We start from the raw sequence: 14,168 nt of genomic DNA, 5'->3' as shown, positions 1-14,168 counted from the left end.
ATTATTACTCAACTACTAACGCATCTCATTCGGTGCAGAGACGCCGAGAACGGCTAGGCCTGACTTAAGAACCGTAACGATGCTCTGCACGAGTGCCAGACGTGCTTTAGTAAGTTCTGCATCATTAGTGATAATGAAGCGTAAATGAGGCGCATCCCGGCCCTGGGTCCAGTGCGCATGGAAGGCGCTGGCGAGGTCGTAAAGGTAGAATGCGATCCGGTGCGGCTCATGCGCAACCGCTGCCGCCTCGATCATCCGCGGATAGAGCGCCAGCTGCCGGAGCAGGCCGAGCTCGATGGGATCGTCCAGCCGCTCCACCGCCGCGTCCTTGAGCCAGGCGATCCGCTCGGCGTCTTCCGTGGGCAGACCGGCCATCTCCGGCATCTGCTCGCGGGCGTTGCGGAAGATCGAATGGCCGCGGGCGTGCCCATACTGGACATAGAAAACGGCATTGTCCTTGGACTGCTCGATGACCTTGGCGAGGTCGAAATCGAGCACAGCGTCGTTCTTCCGGAACAGCATCATGAAGCGGACGGCGTCGGAGCCGACCTCGTCCACCACCTCGCGCAAGGTGACGAAGTCACCCGAGCGCTTCGACATCTTCACCGGCTCGCCATTGCGCAGCAGCTTGACCAGCTGGACGATCTTGACGTCGAGCTCGCCCTTGCCGTCGGTGACCGCCTTGATGGCCGCCTGCACGCGCTTGATATAGCCGCCGTGATCGGCGCCCCAGACGTCCACCATCTTGTGGAAGCCGCGGTCGACCTTGGTCTTGTGATAGGCGATGTCGGACGCGAAGTAGGTGTAGCCGCCATTCGACTTCAGCAGCGGACGATCGACGTCATCACCGTAAGCGGTGGCGCGGAACAGCGTCTGCTCGCGGTCCTCGTAATCATCGACCGGCTTGCCCTTCGGCGGCGGCAGCCGGCCTTCATAGACGTCGCCCTTGCCGCGCAGAAAGTCGATGGTCGCACCGACCTGATCGGTGGTGCCCGTGATCAGCGAACGCTCGGAGAAGAACACTTCATGGCTGATGTTCAAGGCGGCGAGATCGCCCTTGATCATCTCCATCATCATCGCGATGGCCTTGGCCCGCGTGATCGGCAGCCACTGGTCTTCCGGCATATCCTTCAGCGTAGCGCCATGCTCCGCAGCCAGGGCCTGCCCGACCGGCTGCAGATAGTCGCCGGGATACAGCCCTTCCGGGATCTCGCCGATGGCTTCGCCGAGCGCCTCGCGATAGCGCAGGAATGCCGAGCGGCCGAGAACATCGACCTGCGCGCCGGCGTCGTTGATGTAATATTCGCGGGTGACGCTGTAGCCGGCGACATCGAGCAGGCTCGCCAGCGCATCGCCGAACACGGCACCGCGGCAATGGCCCACATGCATCGGGCCGGTGGGATTGGCCGAGACAAATTCGACATTGATCTTCTCGCCACCGCCGACCGCGCTGCGGCCATAGACATCGCCGGCGCGCAGCACGGCGCGCAGCGCATGGGCCCAGACCGAGGTCTTCAGCGTTAGATTGATGAAGCCGGGACCGGCGATATCCACCGACGTGATGAGATCATCGGCGCGCAGCTTGGCGGCAATCGCCTCAGCGAGATCGCGCGGCTTGGCTTTCGCTTCCTTGGCCAGCACCATCGCCGCATTGCTCGCCATGTCGCCATGGGACGCATCCTTGGTCGGCTCGACGACGATACGCGACAGATCGATGCCGAACGGCAGCACGCCGTCGGTGATCAGGTCGTTGCAGATCGCGTGCACGCGGGCGAGCACATTGGCGAACAGATGCGGCACTGGGGCAGAAGTGGTCATTACTGTACGGAACCAGCTTGCGCCGGGACTCAGCCGGCAGGAACGGAATTAGGTCTGGATAGCGGTTTCGCGGGCCTTGCGCCAATCTCTTTGCAAATGCGAGACGAGGCCGGCCGGCGGATCGCATCGGGATAATTTTCTCAATCCCGATAGGCACTTAACGAGGAACCGCCTAGCGCAATTCCGGAGTCGAGTCAAAGAGCCGGATATGCTCGGTGATGGCAAAACGGTCGGTCATCCCCGCGATGAAATTGCCGATCCGGCGCGCCTGCTCGGCCTCCGATTCCGCTTCGCCGGTCGCCCCCGCCTGCCATTCCGGTGGCAGATCGCCGGGCTCGCGCGTGTAGCGGGAGAATAGGTCGGCCACCAGACATTCGGCCTCGACCATCACGCGCATCACACGCGGATGGCGATACATGCCCGTCCAGAGGAAAGACTTGATCGCCTTCTCGGCCCCTGCAGCCTCGGCCGAGAACGCGATGAGCTGCCGGCCGCAATGACGGACCTCCTCGGCAGACACCGGCCTCACCTCATCCAGCCGTCGCTGCGCCTCGCTGACGACGGCTCCGATCAGATAGGAGATCAGTTCGCGCACCAGTTCAGCACCACGGCGATCCTGATCGAGGCCGGGATAGCGCCGATCGATCTCGACCACGATGCCGGCAACCAGCGGAATGGCCGTGAGGTCGTCGATGCTGAACAGGCCGGCGCGCAAGCCGTCATCGATGTCATGGGCGTCATAGGCGATGTCGTCGGCGATCGCCGCCGCCTGCGCTTCCAGCGAGGCAAAACTGCCGAGTTCGAGATCGAGTTTCTCGTTAAAGGCGACGATGCCAAGCGGCAGGCCATGCTGCGCATAGCGTTGAAGCGGCAGGCCGTTCGGCCCCGTCAGCGGGCCATTGTGCTTGACGATTCCTTCGAGGGATTCCCAGGTCAGGTTGAGCCCGTCGAAACCGGGATAGCGGTGCTCCAGTGCGGTGACCACATGCAGCGCCTGCGCATTGTGATCGAAGCCGCCATGGGCTTCCAGGCAGGCATCCAGCGCCCGCTCGCCCGCATGGCCGAAAGGCGGATGTCCGAGATCGTGGGCCAGCGCCATGGTCTCGGTAAGATCCTCGTCGAGGCCGAGTTGCCGCGCCACCGCGCGGGCGATCTGGGCGACTTCCAGCGTGTGCGTCAGACGGGTGCGGTAATGATCGCCCTCGTGGAACACGAAAACCTGGGTTTTATGCTTCAGCCGCCGGAAGGCCGTGGAATGGATCACCCGGTCGCAATCGCGCCGGAACGCACTGCGCGTCCGGCTCGGGGCCTCCGGGAACAGCCGGCCGCGGCTCTGCGCGGGATCGCAGGCATAGGGCGCCTGGGGAGCTGCCATTCCGACCGACAAAGCTGTTTATCCTTGATCCAATTGATTCCGCGGGCTGCCGCACTTAACTATGGGGCGCGGCAGATTCAAACCACCGAGTCCCGCCCTGGAGCCAGATATGACCGATACCGCCACGATCGAAGCCCCCCTCACCGTCAGCGCCAGCGCGGCGCGCCGGATTGGCGAGATTCTCAAGGCCGAAGGCAGCGGCGCCATGCTGCGCGTTTCCGTCGAAGGTGGCGGCTGTTCGGGCTTTCAATACAAGTTCGACGTCGAGCGCGCCAAGGCTGAAGACGACGTGGTGATCGAGCGTGATGCCGCCGTTGTGCTGGTCGATCCGTCGTCGGCACCGTTTCTGGCCGGCTCTGAACTGGATTTCGTCGATGACCTGATCGGCGCGTCGTTCCGGGTGGTCAATCCGAACGCGACAGCGTCCTGCGGCTGCGGGACGAGCTTCTCGATCTGAAACGCAGGGCGGATGAGCGCAGCGTAATCCGCCGCGAAGTTTCAGTTATGAACTCGGCCGGCGGATTACGGCTGCGCCTCATCCGCCCTACGCCTCGGGCGAGCGCACATGCTCCGGCCTGACACCAATCGCTAGAAACCGCGCCGCAAGTCCCTGCAGCCACGGCACTGCATTGACGACGCGCATGAAGAACGGCGGCGTCAGCGGTTGATCGCCGGGCGCCAGCGCGCGGCTGATGATGTTCTTCTGCATCACCACCTGCATCGCCTGCGTGGCGCGCATCGGGAATTCGCGGCGCCGGCGCACGGTGTCGAGATCGTCCTCGCTCACCGGCCCCTTTTGCAATTTCGCCGCCAGCAGATTGGCGGTGGCAACGGCGTCCTGCACGGCGATGTTCACGCCGACGCCGCCGACCGGCGACATCGCATGCGCGGCATCGCCGATGCAGAGCAGGCCCGGCAGATGCCAGCGCGTCAGGCGGTTGATGGCGACGGTGAGCAGCTTGACGTCGTCCCAGCTTCTGAGGTCGTCGATATGCGCCGCCAGGATCGGCGCCAGCCGGGATACTTCCCCGCGGAAGGCCTCGATCCCCCTCCCCTTGACCTCGTCAAAATGGTTCTTGGCGATCACATAGGCGCATTGCCAGTAGTCGCCGCGATCGATGGTCACCATCATCTTGCCCGGCTCGAGCCGCGCGAACACGCTTTCGGTCTCCGGCCCCTTGGCGATGCGAAACCAGAGAATGTCCATCGGCGCCGCGATGTCCTCGACCTCGAGCTTTGCGGCCGGACGCACCACCGAATGCCGGCCATCGCAGGCGACCACGAGATCGGCGCGAATCTCGATCGGCCCCTGCTCCGTCACGGCTTTGACACCGACGACCTGTGCACCCGACCAGACGAGATCGGTCGCCTCAGTCTTCATCATCAGCTTGAGATGCGGAAAGCGCTTGCCCTTGTCGCGCAGGAAATCGAGGAAATCCCATTGCGGCATGAAGGCGATGAACGGGTATTTCGCCGATGTCCGCGCGATATCGACGATGCGCAGTTTGTGCATGCCGAAATAGCCGTCCATCTTGGCGATGCGGTCGTGCTTGATCTTGAGAAAATCGTCGATCAAGCCGAGTTCGTCTATCACCTGCAGTGTCGAGGGATGCACCGTGTCGCCGCGGAAATCGCGGAAGAAGTCGGCGTGTTTTTCCAGCACGATCACATCGACGCCGGCACGGCCAAGCAGATAGCCGAGCATCATGCCAGCCGGCCCGCCGCCGACGATACAGCAGCGTGTCGTCACATTCCCGGCTGCTGTCTCGCTCATCACCATCTCCCGCATTCATTTTGAGCTGCAGGGTGGCGGAGCGACGGATCGCCGTCAACAAATCGCGGCGCGAAGTCCCGCGCCGGAAGCCTATCGCGCTCGAAAACGCCGCATCCCGCGCTCAAAATTGCCACTTCATGTCGATCCCGATCTGAGTAAGAATAGGTCAAGAGACTTTGATCCGGCGCAATCGCCGCTCGTCAGGAGACGCGTGGATGATAGACTTGGCCATCAAACCGGTCGCATCGCAGCGGCTTGGTTTTCCGAGAGACCTGAGCTTCGATCCTCAGGACTGGACTGTGCTCTCGCACTACTGGTACCCGGTCGCGCGCAGCGACGAGCTTGCCGACAAGCCGGTTCAGGCGACGTTGCTCGATGTCGATCTTGTGGTCTACCGCGCGGCTGGCCGTGCCATCGCCGCCCGCAATCTCTGCGTCCACCGCGGCACCCAATTGAGCCTCGGCTGGGTGGAGCACGACACCATCGTGTGCCCCTATCACGGTTTCCGCTACGGTCCCGACGGACGCTGCCGATCGGTCCCGGCTCATCCGGGCCTTCCGATCTCCGACAAGCTGCGCATCACGGTGCTGCCGACCATCGAACGCTATGGACTGATCTGGACGACCCTGAACGGCGAACATGATACGCTGCCGGTGTTCGAGGCCTGGGACGATCCCGATTTCCAGCCGATCATGGCGCCCACCATCGACATCAACAGCTCCTGCGGTCGCCAGATGGAAGGCTTCCTGGACGTCGCGCACTTCGCCTGGGCGCATGTCGAGTCGTTCGGCGATCGCGACAATCCCGTCGTGCCCAGCTACCAGCTGGAGCGGACATCATTCGGCATTCGGGCCAACTATCTGAGCTCGGTCAGCAACTATCCGAAGCAACTCCGGCATCTTGCGCCGGAGGGTTTCGAATGGCTGCGCGTCTTCGATGTGTTTCCGCCCTTCTGCGCGAAGCTGACCGTGCATTTTCCGGAAAACGGCCTGCTGTCCATCCTAAACGCACCATCGCCGATCTCGGCACGGAAGACGCGCCTGTTCTGCCCGCTGGCACGCAATTTCGGCAAGGACGGCCCGCTCGACGACGTCCTCGCTTTCAATCTGCAGATCTTCAACGAAGACCGCGTGATCGTGGAATCGCAAAAGCCCGAGGATCTGCCGCTGGACATGCAGATGGAGACACATATCCCGGCCGACCGAACCTCGATCGCCTATCGGAAATTGCTGAAATCCATCGGCCTCGGAACGAACTATACGAGCTGACCGGCGATCAGGGTGCCGGGATCGGCGTGCTCTGAAACGTCAGCATCTGCCAGCGGCCATGCTGACGAGTCCAGACCACCGTGGTGCGGCTGTTAAGTTGCCGGAATTGCCCGGCGATCACCACCTCGCCCGTCATGCGGCCGGTGATCAGCGCGGCATCGCCTGTCACGCGAATGTCCTGATCGAGAAAGTTCAGTTCGCGATAGTCGTAATGCTTGGCGGCGAGCCGCTCCAGATAGAGCGCCTTGCGCTCCATCACCGCATTGGAATGGGTGTAGCTGAGATCGTCGGCGAACATCTCGTCGAGCACAGCGATATCCGCATCGAGCATGGCCTTGCGGCGGCGCTCCTCGAGTTCGGCAATTTCTTCGATCTCACTCATTTCCGGAACGTCCTGATCTCCGACACGCTGCCGTCGCGGAATTGCAATTCCACCGACACCGAGCGCGCGCCCCCCGGCACTTTCATATAGATGGGCGCATCACGCGGCACCGCGATGGGATCGCGCTGATTGCAGGGCGGCAATCTCAGCACCTGATCCGGCACCGACGTATCGAAACCAAGCTTCACTTCGCGGATTGCGCAGCGATACGAGATCAGATGCGTGTAATACAGCAGGCCATTTGAGCCGCCGAATTCCAGCCAGTTAGAGGCGGTCATGTCGAGAATCTTGCGCTGGTCGCGCACCAGCGCCGCTTCCGGATCGAAGCGGATCGGAAACGGCCCCTGCATCTCGCCGGTGATGTCGATGTAGCGCACCTGCAACGTCGTCGCCGGCTCATCGGCATTCAGCTGGATCGACGGATTGGGCAATCGTTTACGCGTGCGCGGGTCCAGCGTGTCCATGAAACCGGTCTCGCGGAAATCGCCGCTGTCGCCCTTGCGCCAGGAAATGCCGAGCGCGGGATCGACGATGGAGAACACCACGGTCCAGCCGCCATTATGGCGGGAGAAGCTGGCGATCGGTGCGTTCGGATTGTCCGGTGTGGGCAGTGGTGACGTATTCACCGGTGGCAAGGCGGCGACCTTCGGCAATTGCGATGTCGGCAGCGTGCTGGCCTGCACGGGCTCGTTCGACTTGGCCTGGCCGTTGAGGAAGACGTCGTCCACCATCTGGTCGAAATAGACGGGCACCTGCCGATGTTTCACGGTGTCGGCGAGTTCGCTCACCGTGCGGCGGGTGCGCTGGGCGATCTGCACGAGATTGAGCGCCGGCTCCTGGATCTCCTTGATGAAGGTGCGGGTGAACACCGAATTCGGATCGGTGTCGTTGTTGGAGAGCCGATCGAGCGCGGTCTGACGGGGGCCGGCGGAGAAAATCGAGAACACGCCTTCCGGCAGCTGCACCATCGGTGCCAGGCCGGCGCCGCCCGCGAGCGAGCGCGTCCCTGAGCGTTCGAACGGATTGTTGCGGCAGGCATCGAAGACGAGGATGGCGCTGCGCACGCCCTTGTTCTGCAGGCGATCGACGATGCGATCCGCGAGCACGGAACTGTCGCGCACCAGTTCCTCCTGCCCGGCGGTCGCCGCGGGCACGTCGGTCGGCAGTAGATAGTTCTGGCCGGTGATCTCGAAACCGTGGCCGGCAAAGAAGAAGAACGCCGTATCGCCCTTGCCGAGCGAGGTCTCGAAAGCCAGCAACGCCTGGCTAAATCCCTGCCGCGTCTGGTTCTCGGCGACCATCACCTCGAAACCGAGCTTCTTCAGCACCTCGCCCATGGCGCGGGCGTCGTTGACGGCTTTCTGCAGCTTCGAGACGTTGCGATAATTGTCGTTGCCGACCACAAGCGCGACACGCTTCTCGGCCGATGCGGGCGATGCCACGACGATCGCGCTCATCAGCACACCGATGGTGAGTAAGAGCCGTCTCATTGTCGCATTCATGCCTGCATTCCCATTATTGCGGCGGTCCGCCGCGCGCCGATTTGCGGCGATGCCCGCCGCGCAATTGTCTACCTTGGTCGAGGCCGCAGTGCGGCCGGTTCAATCGCAGATGTAACCGGCGCGGTGCCATTTGTCTTGCATCGCAGGGTAGACCAACCGTGCCGACGACATGGGGCGGTTGCCACAAAATCTGCCGCAATCTGCTATAGGCAAAGCCGATTCCGTTCGATGATTCAGGAGACCGGCGTGAAATTTCTCGTCCTCGCAACCGCTTTGCTCGCCCCTACGATCGCAGTCGCGCAAGGCGCAGCACCCACGCCGGCCCAGGCCCCTGCTGCTGCCGCACCTGCACCGCGTCCGGCCAAGCAACCCGCTGCTGCGCCAAAACAGGCGGCGAAGCCGGCACAGACGTCACTGGAGACGATGGAAATCAGCCAGGTGCTCGGCATGCGCCAGCTCGATCCGGCCACCTATGAGATCGGCGTCCGCCTGCAGGACGGCAAGGAAGTGCATCTGCGCGCCAATGCCTTCGTGATGCAGAATCTCGGCCAGCTGCTCGGCACCTACGGCAAGTAGCCGGCGACGCCGGCTTAGCTTTCGTGCATCAGCGCCGCGGCATGCCGGCGTCGACCAGAATGTCGCGCACCTTGGCCGAGCCTTCGAGATAGCGCGGGCTGGTATTCGCTGTCGGCGGCCCGATATTGTCCGCAGTGGCGCCGGGCCGCAAGGCCAGCCCCTTCAGCAGCATCGCCTTTGCTTCCGCATGGCGACCGAGCTGATGATAGGCCGTCACCAGCATGAAATGCGTGCGGCCGGTTCCCTGGGTCACCGCCAGCGAGCGTTCGAGCCATGGCAAGGCTTCGTCATAGCGTTCGAGATAGATCAGCGCGAAGCCTGCGCCCAACGACCATGTCCAGCGTGATACGGTCGGCGTGTCGTACTGATCGGCAAGCTTGAAATTCGTCACCGCCTCTTCGAAACGGCCGAGGAAGATCTGGTTGAGCCCGATATGATAGATGGCAAGCCCGTTCCACGGATCGAAAGACAGCACCCGCGCGCAGGCGACCAGACTATCGACGAACTGGTTGGTGGCGCTGAGCAGGCGGCAATAGCTTTCCAGCACCGGCACATAGGTCGGCTTGACGCGCAGCACGCGCTCCATCAGCTCCTGCGCGCTCTTGCGCACGGCCTCGCGTTCGTCGGCCGGATACCAGACCATCTGGATTCCGCGCAATTGCAACGCCGCCAGCGCCGCCTGCACATCGACATTGTCTGGATTATCGACCAGCGCCTTGCGCAGCATGCTTTCGGCGGCACGAAAGCGCTCCGGCGTCGTGTGCACGATGGAGGCCGTCGCCTGCTCCACCGCCACCTTGGCGCTGCCGGGCGCGCCCTTGGCGCCGGCCACGACATCGTTGAGGATCGTATTGAGGCGCAACGCCAGGGAATGCCCGATGGCGGCCGCCAGCCGCGACTGCAACATGTCGCGATCGACATCGCCGCCCGCGACCGTGACGTCCGTACTCCAGGCAATTTCTCCGTTCGACGTCCGCTCCATGCGCGAGCGCAACGTCCAGTTCTGCTCGTCCTTCAACAGCTCCGTATTGACGATGTAGTCGCCGGATGGCGCCCGCCCGGAGGACGGCTCCAGCGAGGCGCGCGCGGTCACCTGCGCCGGTGCGACCACGCGGATATTCTCGATCCGCGACAGGCCGGCGCTGAGGCGATCGGTGACCCCCGCCGCCATGGCGCGCATCGACGCATCGCCACCGGTGGTGACGATGGATGTCACAACGACGGTCGGGCGGACATTCCGCATCAAGGTTTGCGAGCCCAATATCGGCGCCATCGCGACACCGGCGGCCCCAAGCAGGACAGCGACGATGGCCGCCGCTATCGCGCGTCGCGACAGGCGTGGTCGCTGTGTCGGCACCGCAATCACCGCGACGCCTTGATCGGGCGGGCTGACCATGGCTTCGATGATGACAGGATCGGCAACTGCGATCGATGCATCCTGATCCGGATGTATGTGGACCACATCCGGCTCGGCCGGCGCGATCGTCGGTCGACGAGCCGCAGCATCGACGGAGTCCGACGGCGCGATCTCGGCACCGGCAGCCTCGGGTGACACAGGCTCCAGGTCGGTTTGATCGGTGCCAGGCAAGCTGCCGGTGACCAGACGGCCGGTCACCTGGGCCTCGAACAGATAGCCACGGCCGGAAATGTTGCGCAGAATCTGGCGCTGATTGTCGCCGAGCACCGCACGGATTTCGCGGATGCATTGGAAAAGACTGTCCTCGCCAACATGCACGCCCGGCCAGAATCGCTCCATCAGCTCGCGTTTGCCAATCACGCGGCCCGCTTCAGAAACGAAAAAGACAAGCATATCGAATGGCTTGGGGCGCAGTTTGATGATTTCACCATCGAGCCGGCGCAATTCGGCGCGCAGCGGGTCGATCTGAAAATCGGCAAAACGCAGCACTGGACTCCCCCAAGACAGCAGGAAGCTCTGCCAGAACCCTTCGCATGACGGTAGCAGAGCCCGCTGGAACAGAAAATATCAGAAAATCTTCAGAACATGCCACTGCCATTTCTGGGTGCAATTCTAGACACTCCCCCGCGCGCGTGAGAAATACCGCCGGACTACCGGAGCGGGTGAATGGGGATTAACGCAACCATAAGGAGTGACAGACGCACGCCTGCGCATATGGCGCGTGCGGCCGGTTCGGCCTGCCTCCTGTTGCTGGCTGCTGTCGCCGCGGCCGATCCCGGTCATGCCCAGGACGCCACGTGGAGCCAGACTCCTAACTCTGGCAGTCTGACGGAGCCCACCAACTGGGACGGTGGCGCGCTGCCAGGCTCTGCCCCCGGGGACACCGCCTTCTTCGGTGCATCGACCATCACCAGCCTGACGCTTGGCATGACCGTCATGGGTTTTGGCAATCTCACGCTCACATCCGGCGCTGGCGCCTATACCCTGGCCAATGCGGGCGGACTAGGCTTCGCGGGCGGCGGCATCACCATCAATGGCGGTAGCCTGACGATCACGAACAACGGTGATATCGCATTCTACGGGACCAGTTCGGCCGGCACTGCAACCTTCATCAACAATAGCGGTCACTGGCTGGCCTTCACGCAATCGTCCAGCGCAGCTGACGCAGCGATCACCAATAACGGCCGGCTTACCTTTTCCAACCAGGCCTCGGGCGGCACCGCGCATGTGACTAACAATGGCGGCGGCTGGATCGATTTCTCCGCCAGTGTCGGCCCGGCCCCCGACAACATCAACAAGATCGGCTCGATCAATGGCGCCGGTGACGTCTATCTCGGCGCCCATCAGCTGATGATCGGCGGCAGCAACCGTGACAGCGACATCTCCGGCGTCATCAGCGAATGCGGCAGCGGAAGCTGCATGGCGCCGCCGCCGGGCGGTGCCTATGGCTCGCTCGCCAAGACCGGAACGGGCACGCTCACATTGAGCGGCGCCAACACCTATGGCGGCGGCACCAGCCTTCTCGGCGGCACCATCAGCGTTTCGTCCGACAGCAATCTCGGCATCGGCGGGGACCTCAATTTCGACGGCGGCATCCTGCGCATCACCGGCACCAGCTTCAGCGGCACCACCCGCACCATCAACTGGGGCGTCAACGGTGGTGGCTTCGACATCGCCGATGCAGCAGCCACCTTCACCCTCACGGACTCACCGCAGGTCTTCAGTGGCCCCGGCGGCCTGATCAAGCGCGGCGCCGGCACGCTCGTGATCGACAACAACCAGAACTACGAGGGCCTGACCGACGTCCAGGCCGGCACGCTGAAGGCTGGCAGCAGCGGCACGCTCGCCTTCATGAGCCGCCACAATATCGCAGCGGGTGCGACGCTGGACCTCGGCGGCACAGCAGCCCAGATCATCGGATCGCTGACCGGTGCGGGCACCGTGACCAATTCCGGTCCTGATCCCACCCTTCTCATGATCGGCTTCGATGACACTGCGGCGACGTTTGCCGGCACCATCAAGGACGGTGCTCCGGGCACGATCCAGGTTCAGATCATGAATCGCGGCACCGTCACCACCTTCACCGGCACCAATACATATACCGGCGGCACCAGCATCTGCGCCTGTTCGACCCTGCAGCTCGGCGACGGCGGCACCACCGGCTCGATCACCGGCAATGTGGAGAACGGCGGCATGCTGATCTTCAACCGCTCCAATGCCTATACTTTTGCGGGCGTCATCTCCGATTACGCGGGCGATGCAGGCACGCTGGTACAGGCCGGCCCCGGCAACACCATCCTCACCGGCCTCAACACCTATACCGGCCCGACCGTGGTCAATGCCGGCACACTCAGCGTCAACGGCTCGATCGCATCGTCCTCACTGACCACCGTGAATCCCGGCGGCACGCTGGGCGGCACCGGCACGGTCGGCGAGACGCGGATCGCCGGCGGCACGCTGGCGCCGGGCAATTCCATCGGCACGCTCAATGTGCAGGGCAATCTCGTCTTCACCGCAGCCAGCCACTACATGATCGAGGTGGATCCTGCCGGATCGGATCGCACCAATGTCACCGGCTCGGCCACGCTGAACGGCGCCACGGTGAATGCGAGTTTCGCACCGGGCAGCTACATCACCAGGCAATATACGATCCTCAACGCCGCACTCGGCGTGAACGGGACGTTCGGTAGTCAGGTCAACACCAACCTGCCGACCAATTTCACGTCGAAGCTCAGCTACGACGCCAACAATGCCTATCTCGACCTGACGCTGAGCTATGTGCCGCCGACCCCGCCCGGCCCGACGCCGGGTCCGAACTACACACCGCTGAACACCAACCAGGGCAATGTCGCAAGCACGCTGGTCAGCTACTTCAACCGCACGGGCGGCATTCCGCTGGTGTTCGGCGCGCTGAGCCCGAGCGGGCTCACGCAGGTCTCCGGCGAAACCGGCACCGGGCTGCAGCAGACCAGCATCCAGGCCATGAACCTGTTCCTCGGCCTGATCACCGATCCCACCATCGCCGGCCGCGCCGGCTTTGCGGCCGTCCCCGGCCCCAGTGCCTTCGCCGATGAAGCCCTCGCTTATGCCCCGCGCAACGGCACGCGCAATGGCGCCGAGCGCGACGCCTATGGCCTGATGACCAAGGCCGCGCCGCGCGGACCGGTGTTCGATGCCCGCTGGAATGTCTGGACCGCAGGCTTCGGCGGCTCGCAGACCACCGATGGCAATATCGCGCAGGGCTCGAGCAGCACGACGTCGCGCACCTTTGGATTTGCCGTCGGCGCCGATTATCTGTGGGCGCCGCAGACCGTCGCCGGCTTCGCGCTGTCTGGCGGCGGCAACACCTTCTCGGTGGCGGGAGCCGGCACCGGCAGTTCGGACATGTTCCAGGCCGGCGCCTATCTCAGGCACACCACTGGCTCCACCTATGTCAGCGCGGCGGCGGCCTATGGCTGGCAGGATGTAACGACCGATCGCACAGTGACAACCGTGGGCTTTGACCACCTGCGCGGACGCTTCCACGCCAATACGTTTTCAGGCCGCGTCGAATTCGGCAATCGCTTCGTCGACCCCTGGACGGGTGGCATCGGCCTCACGCCCTATGCGGCTCTGCAGATCACAGCTCTCGACCTGCCCGCTTATGCGGAAAGCCTGGTCGCCGGCGCCGGCAATTTCGCGCTCGGTTACGCCGCGAAGACCGTGACAGCGCCACGCGCCGAACTCGGCCTGCGCAGCGACAAATCCTTCGCGCTGGACGGCGCACTGCTCACGCTACGCGGCCGTGCGGCCTGGGCGCACGACACCAATCCGGAGCGCAGCGCGCAGGCGACCTTCCAGTCGCTGCCGGGTGCGAGCTTCGTGGTGAATGGCGCGGTAGCCGCGCGAAATTCCGCCCTCACCTCGGCCTCGGCCGAACTCGCATGGACCAACGGCCTGTCGCTCGCCGCCACGTTCGAGGGCGAATTCTCCGAAACGACCCGCAGCTATGCCGGCAAAGGCGTGGCGCGTTACACCTGGTAGCGAATGCAAGGCAGTCCCGGCATCGTGGAGCTG

Annotated in this window: 10 protein-coding genes; 4 read left to right on the top strand and 6 right to left on the bottom strand. The window is 63.6% G+C overall.

What is annotated here, in order from left to right; genetic code table 11:
* Positions 1–15: 15 nt before the first annotated feature.
* Positions 16–1,818, bottom strand: coding sequence for an arginine--tRNA ligase (gene argS, locus ACIQ2A_RS05780; RefSeq protein ID WP_398476736.1), 1,803 nt, complete (start codon positions 1,816–1,818; stop codon positions 16–18).
* A 172-nt stretch (positions 1,819–1,990) separates the two neighbouring features.
* A complete protein-coding gene (locus ACIQ2A_RS05775; protein ID WP_398476734.1) occupies positions 1,991–3,205 on the bottom strand; it encodes a deoxyguanosinetriphosphate triphosphohydrolase in 1,215 nt (404 codons plus the stop codon).
* Positions 3,206–3,302: 97 nt separating this feature from the next.
* Here ACIQ2A_RS05775 and erpA point away from each other — a divergent pair, with 97 nt between their 5' ends.
* On the top strand, positions 3,303–3,650 hold the full coding sequence (erpA, locus tag ACIQ2A_RS05770) for an iron-sulfur cluster insertion protein ErpA (protein ID WP_398476732.1): 348 nt from the start codon (positions 3,303–3,305) through the stop codon (positions 3,648–3,650).
* Between the two features lie 87 nt (positions 3,651–3,737).
* Here erpA and ACIQ2A_RS05765 read toward each other — a convergent pair whose 3' ends face one another.
* Complete coding sequence (locus ACIQ2A_RS05765; RefSeq protein ID WP_398476730.1) at positions 3,738–4,967, bottom strand: FAD-dependent oxidoreductase; 1,230 nt, start codon at positions 4,965–4,967, stop codon at positions 3,738–3,740.
* A gap of 224 nt (positions 4,968–5,191) precedes the next feature.
* On the opposite strand from ACIQ2A_RS05765, the gene ACIQ2A_RS05760 reads away from it, so the two are divergent.
* Positions 5,192–6,235, top strand: a complete 1,044-nt coding sequence (locus ACIQ2A_RS05760) for a Rieske 2Fe-2S domain-containing protein (RefSeq protein WP_398476728.1) — start codon at positions 5,192–5,194, stop codon at positions 6,233–6,235.
* 7 nt (positions 6,236–6,242) lie between these two features.
* Here ACIQ2A_RS05760 and ACIQ2A_RS05755 read toward each other — a convergent pair whose 3' ends face one another.
* A complete protein-coding gene (locus ACIQ2A_RS05755; RefSeq protein ID WP_398476725.1) occupies positions 6,243–6,617 on the bottom strand; it encodes a nuclear transport factor 2 family protein in 375 nt (124 codons plus the stop codon).
* Complete coding sequence (locus tag ACIQ2A_RS05750; RefSeq protein WP_398476723.1) at positions 6,614–8,107, bottom strand: caspase domain-containing protein; 1,494 nt, start codon at positions 8,105–8,107, stop codon at positions 6,614–6,616. Before ACIQ2A_RS05750 ends, ACIQ2A_RS05755 begins: the two co-directional genes overlap by 4 nt.
* Positions 8,108–8,365: 258 nt before the next feature.
* Between ACIQ2A_RS05750 and ACIQ2A_RS05745 the strand changes: the two genes are divergently transcribed.
* Positions 8,366–8,695, top strand: a complete 330-nt coding sequence (locus ACIQ2A_RS05745) for a hypothetical protein (protein ID WP_398476721.1) — start codon at positions 8,366–8,368, stop codon at positions 8,693–8,695.
* A gap of 28 nt (positions 8,696–8,723) precedes the next feature.
* Here the strand turns inward: ACIQ2A_RS05745 and ACIQ2A_RS05740 are convergent, their stop codons facing one another.
* On the bottom strand, positions 8,724–10,601 hold the full coding sequence (locus tag ACIQ2A_RS05740; RefSeq protein ID WP_398476719.1) for a winged helix-turn-helix domain-containing protein: 1,878 nt from the start codon (positions 10,599–10,601) through the stop codon (positions 8,724–8,726).
* Between the two features lie 177 nt (positions 10,602–10,778).
* Here ACIQ2A_RS05740 and ACIQ2A_RS05735 point away from each other — a divergent pair, with 177 nt between their 5' ends.
* The gene (locus ACIQ2A_RS05735; protein WP_398476717.1) at positions 10,779–14,135 is read left to right on the top strand and encodes an autotransporter domain-containing protein; all 3,357 of its coding nucleotides are present in this window, start codon (positions 10,779–10,781) and stop codon (positions 14,133–14,135) included.
* Positions 14,136–14,168 lie beyond the last annotated feature (33 nt).

Source organism: Tardiphaga sp. (assembly GCF_044336785.1).
In the GTDB taxonomy this organism is placed as follows: domain Bacteria; phylum Pseudomonadota; class Alphaproteobacteria; order Rhizobiales; family Xanthobacteraceae; genus Tardiphaga.
Note: the sequence above shows the minus strand (reverse complement) of the source record. Positions and strands in the feature narration are given on the sequence as shown.

Bases quoted from the DNA above. Each gene is read 5' to 3' on its own strand.
- ACIQ2A_RS05755 (WP_398476725.1), bottom strand. From the start codon at position 6,617: ATGAGTGAGATCGAAGAAATTGCCGAACTCGAGGAGCGCCGCCGCAAG.
- argS (WP_398476736.1), bottom strand. From the start codon at position 1,818: ATGACCACTTCTGCCCCAGTGCCGCATCTGTTCGCCAATGTGCTCGCC.
- erpA (WP_398476732.1), top strand. From the start codon at position 3,303: ATGACCGATACCGCCACGATCGAAGCCCCCCTCACCGTCAGCGCCAGC.
- ACIQ2A_RS05735 (WP_398476717.1), top strand. From the start codon at position 10,779: ATGGGGATTAACGCAACCATAAGGAGTGACAGACGCACGCCTGCGCAT.
- ACIQ2A_RS05750 (WP_398476723.1), bottom strand. From the start codon at position 8,107: ATGAGACGGCTCTTACTCACCATCGGTGTGCTGATGAGCGCGATCGTC.
- ACIQ2A_RS05765 (WP_398476730.1), bottom strand. From the start codon at position 4,967: ATGAGCGAGACAGCAGCCGGGAATGTGACGACACGCTGCTGTATCGTC.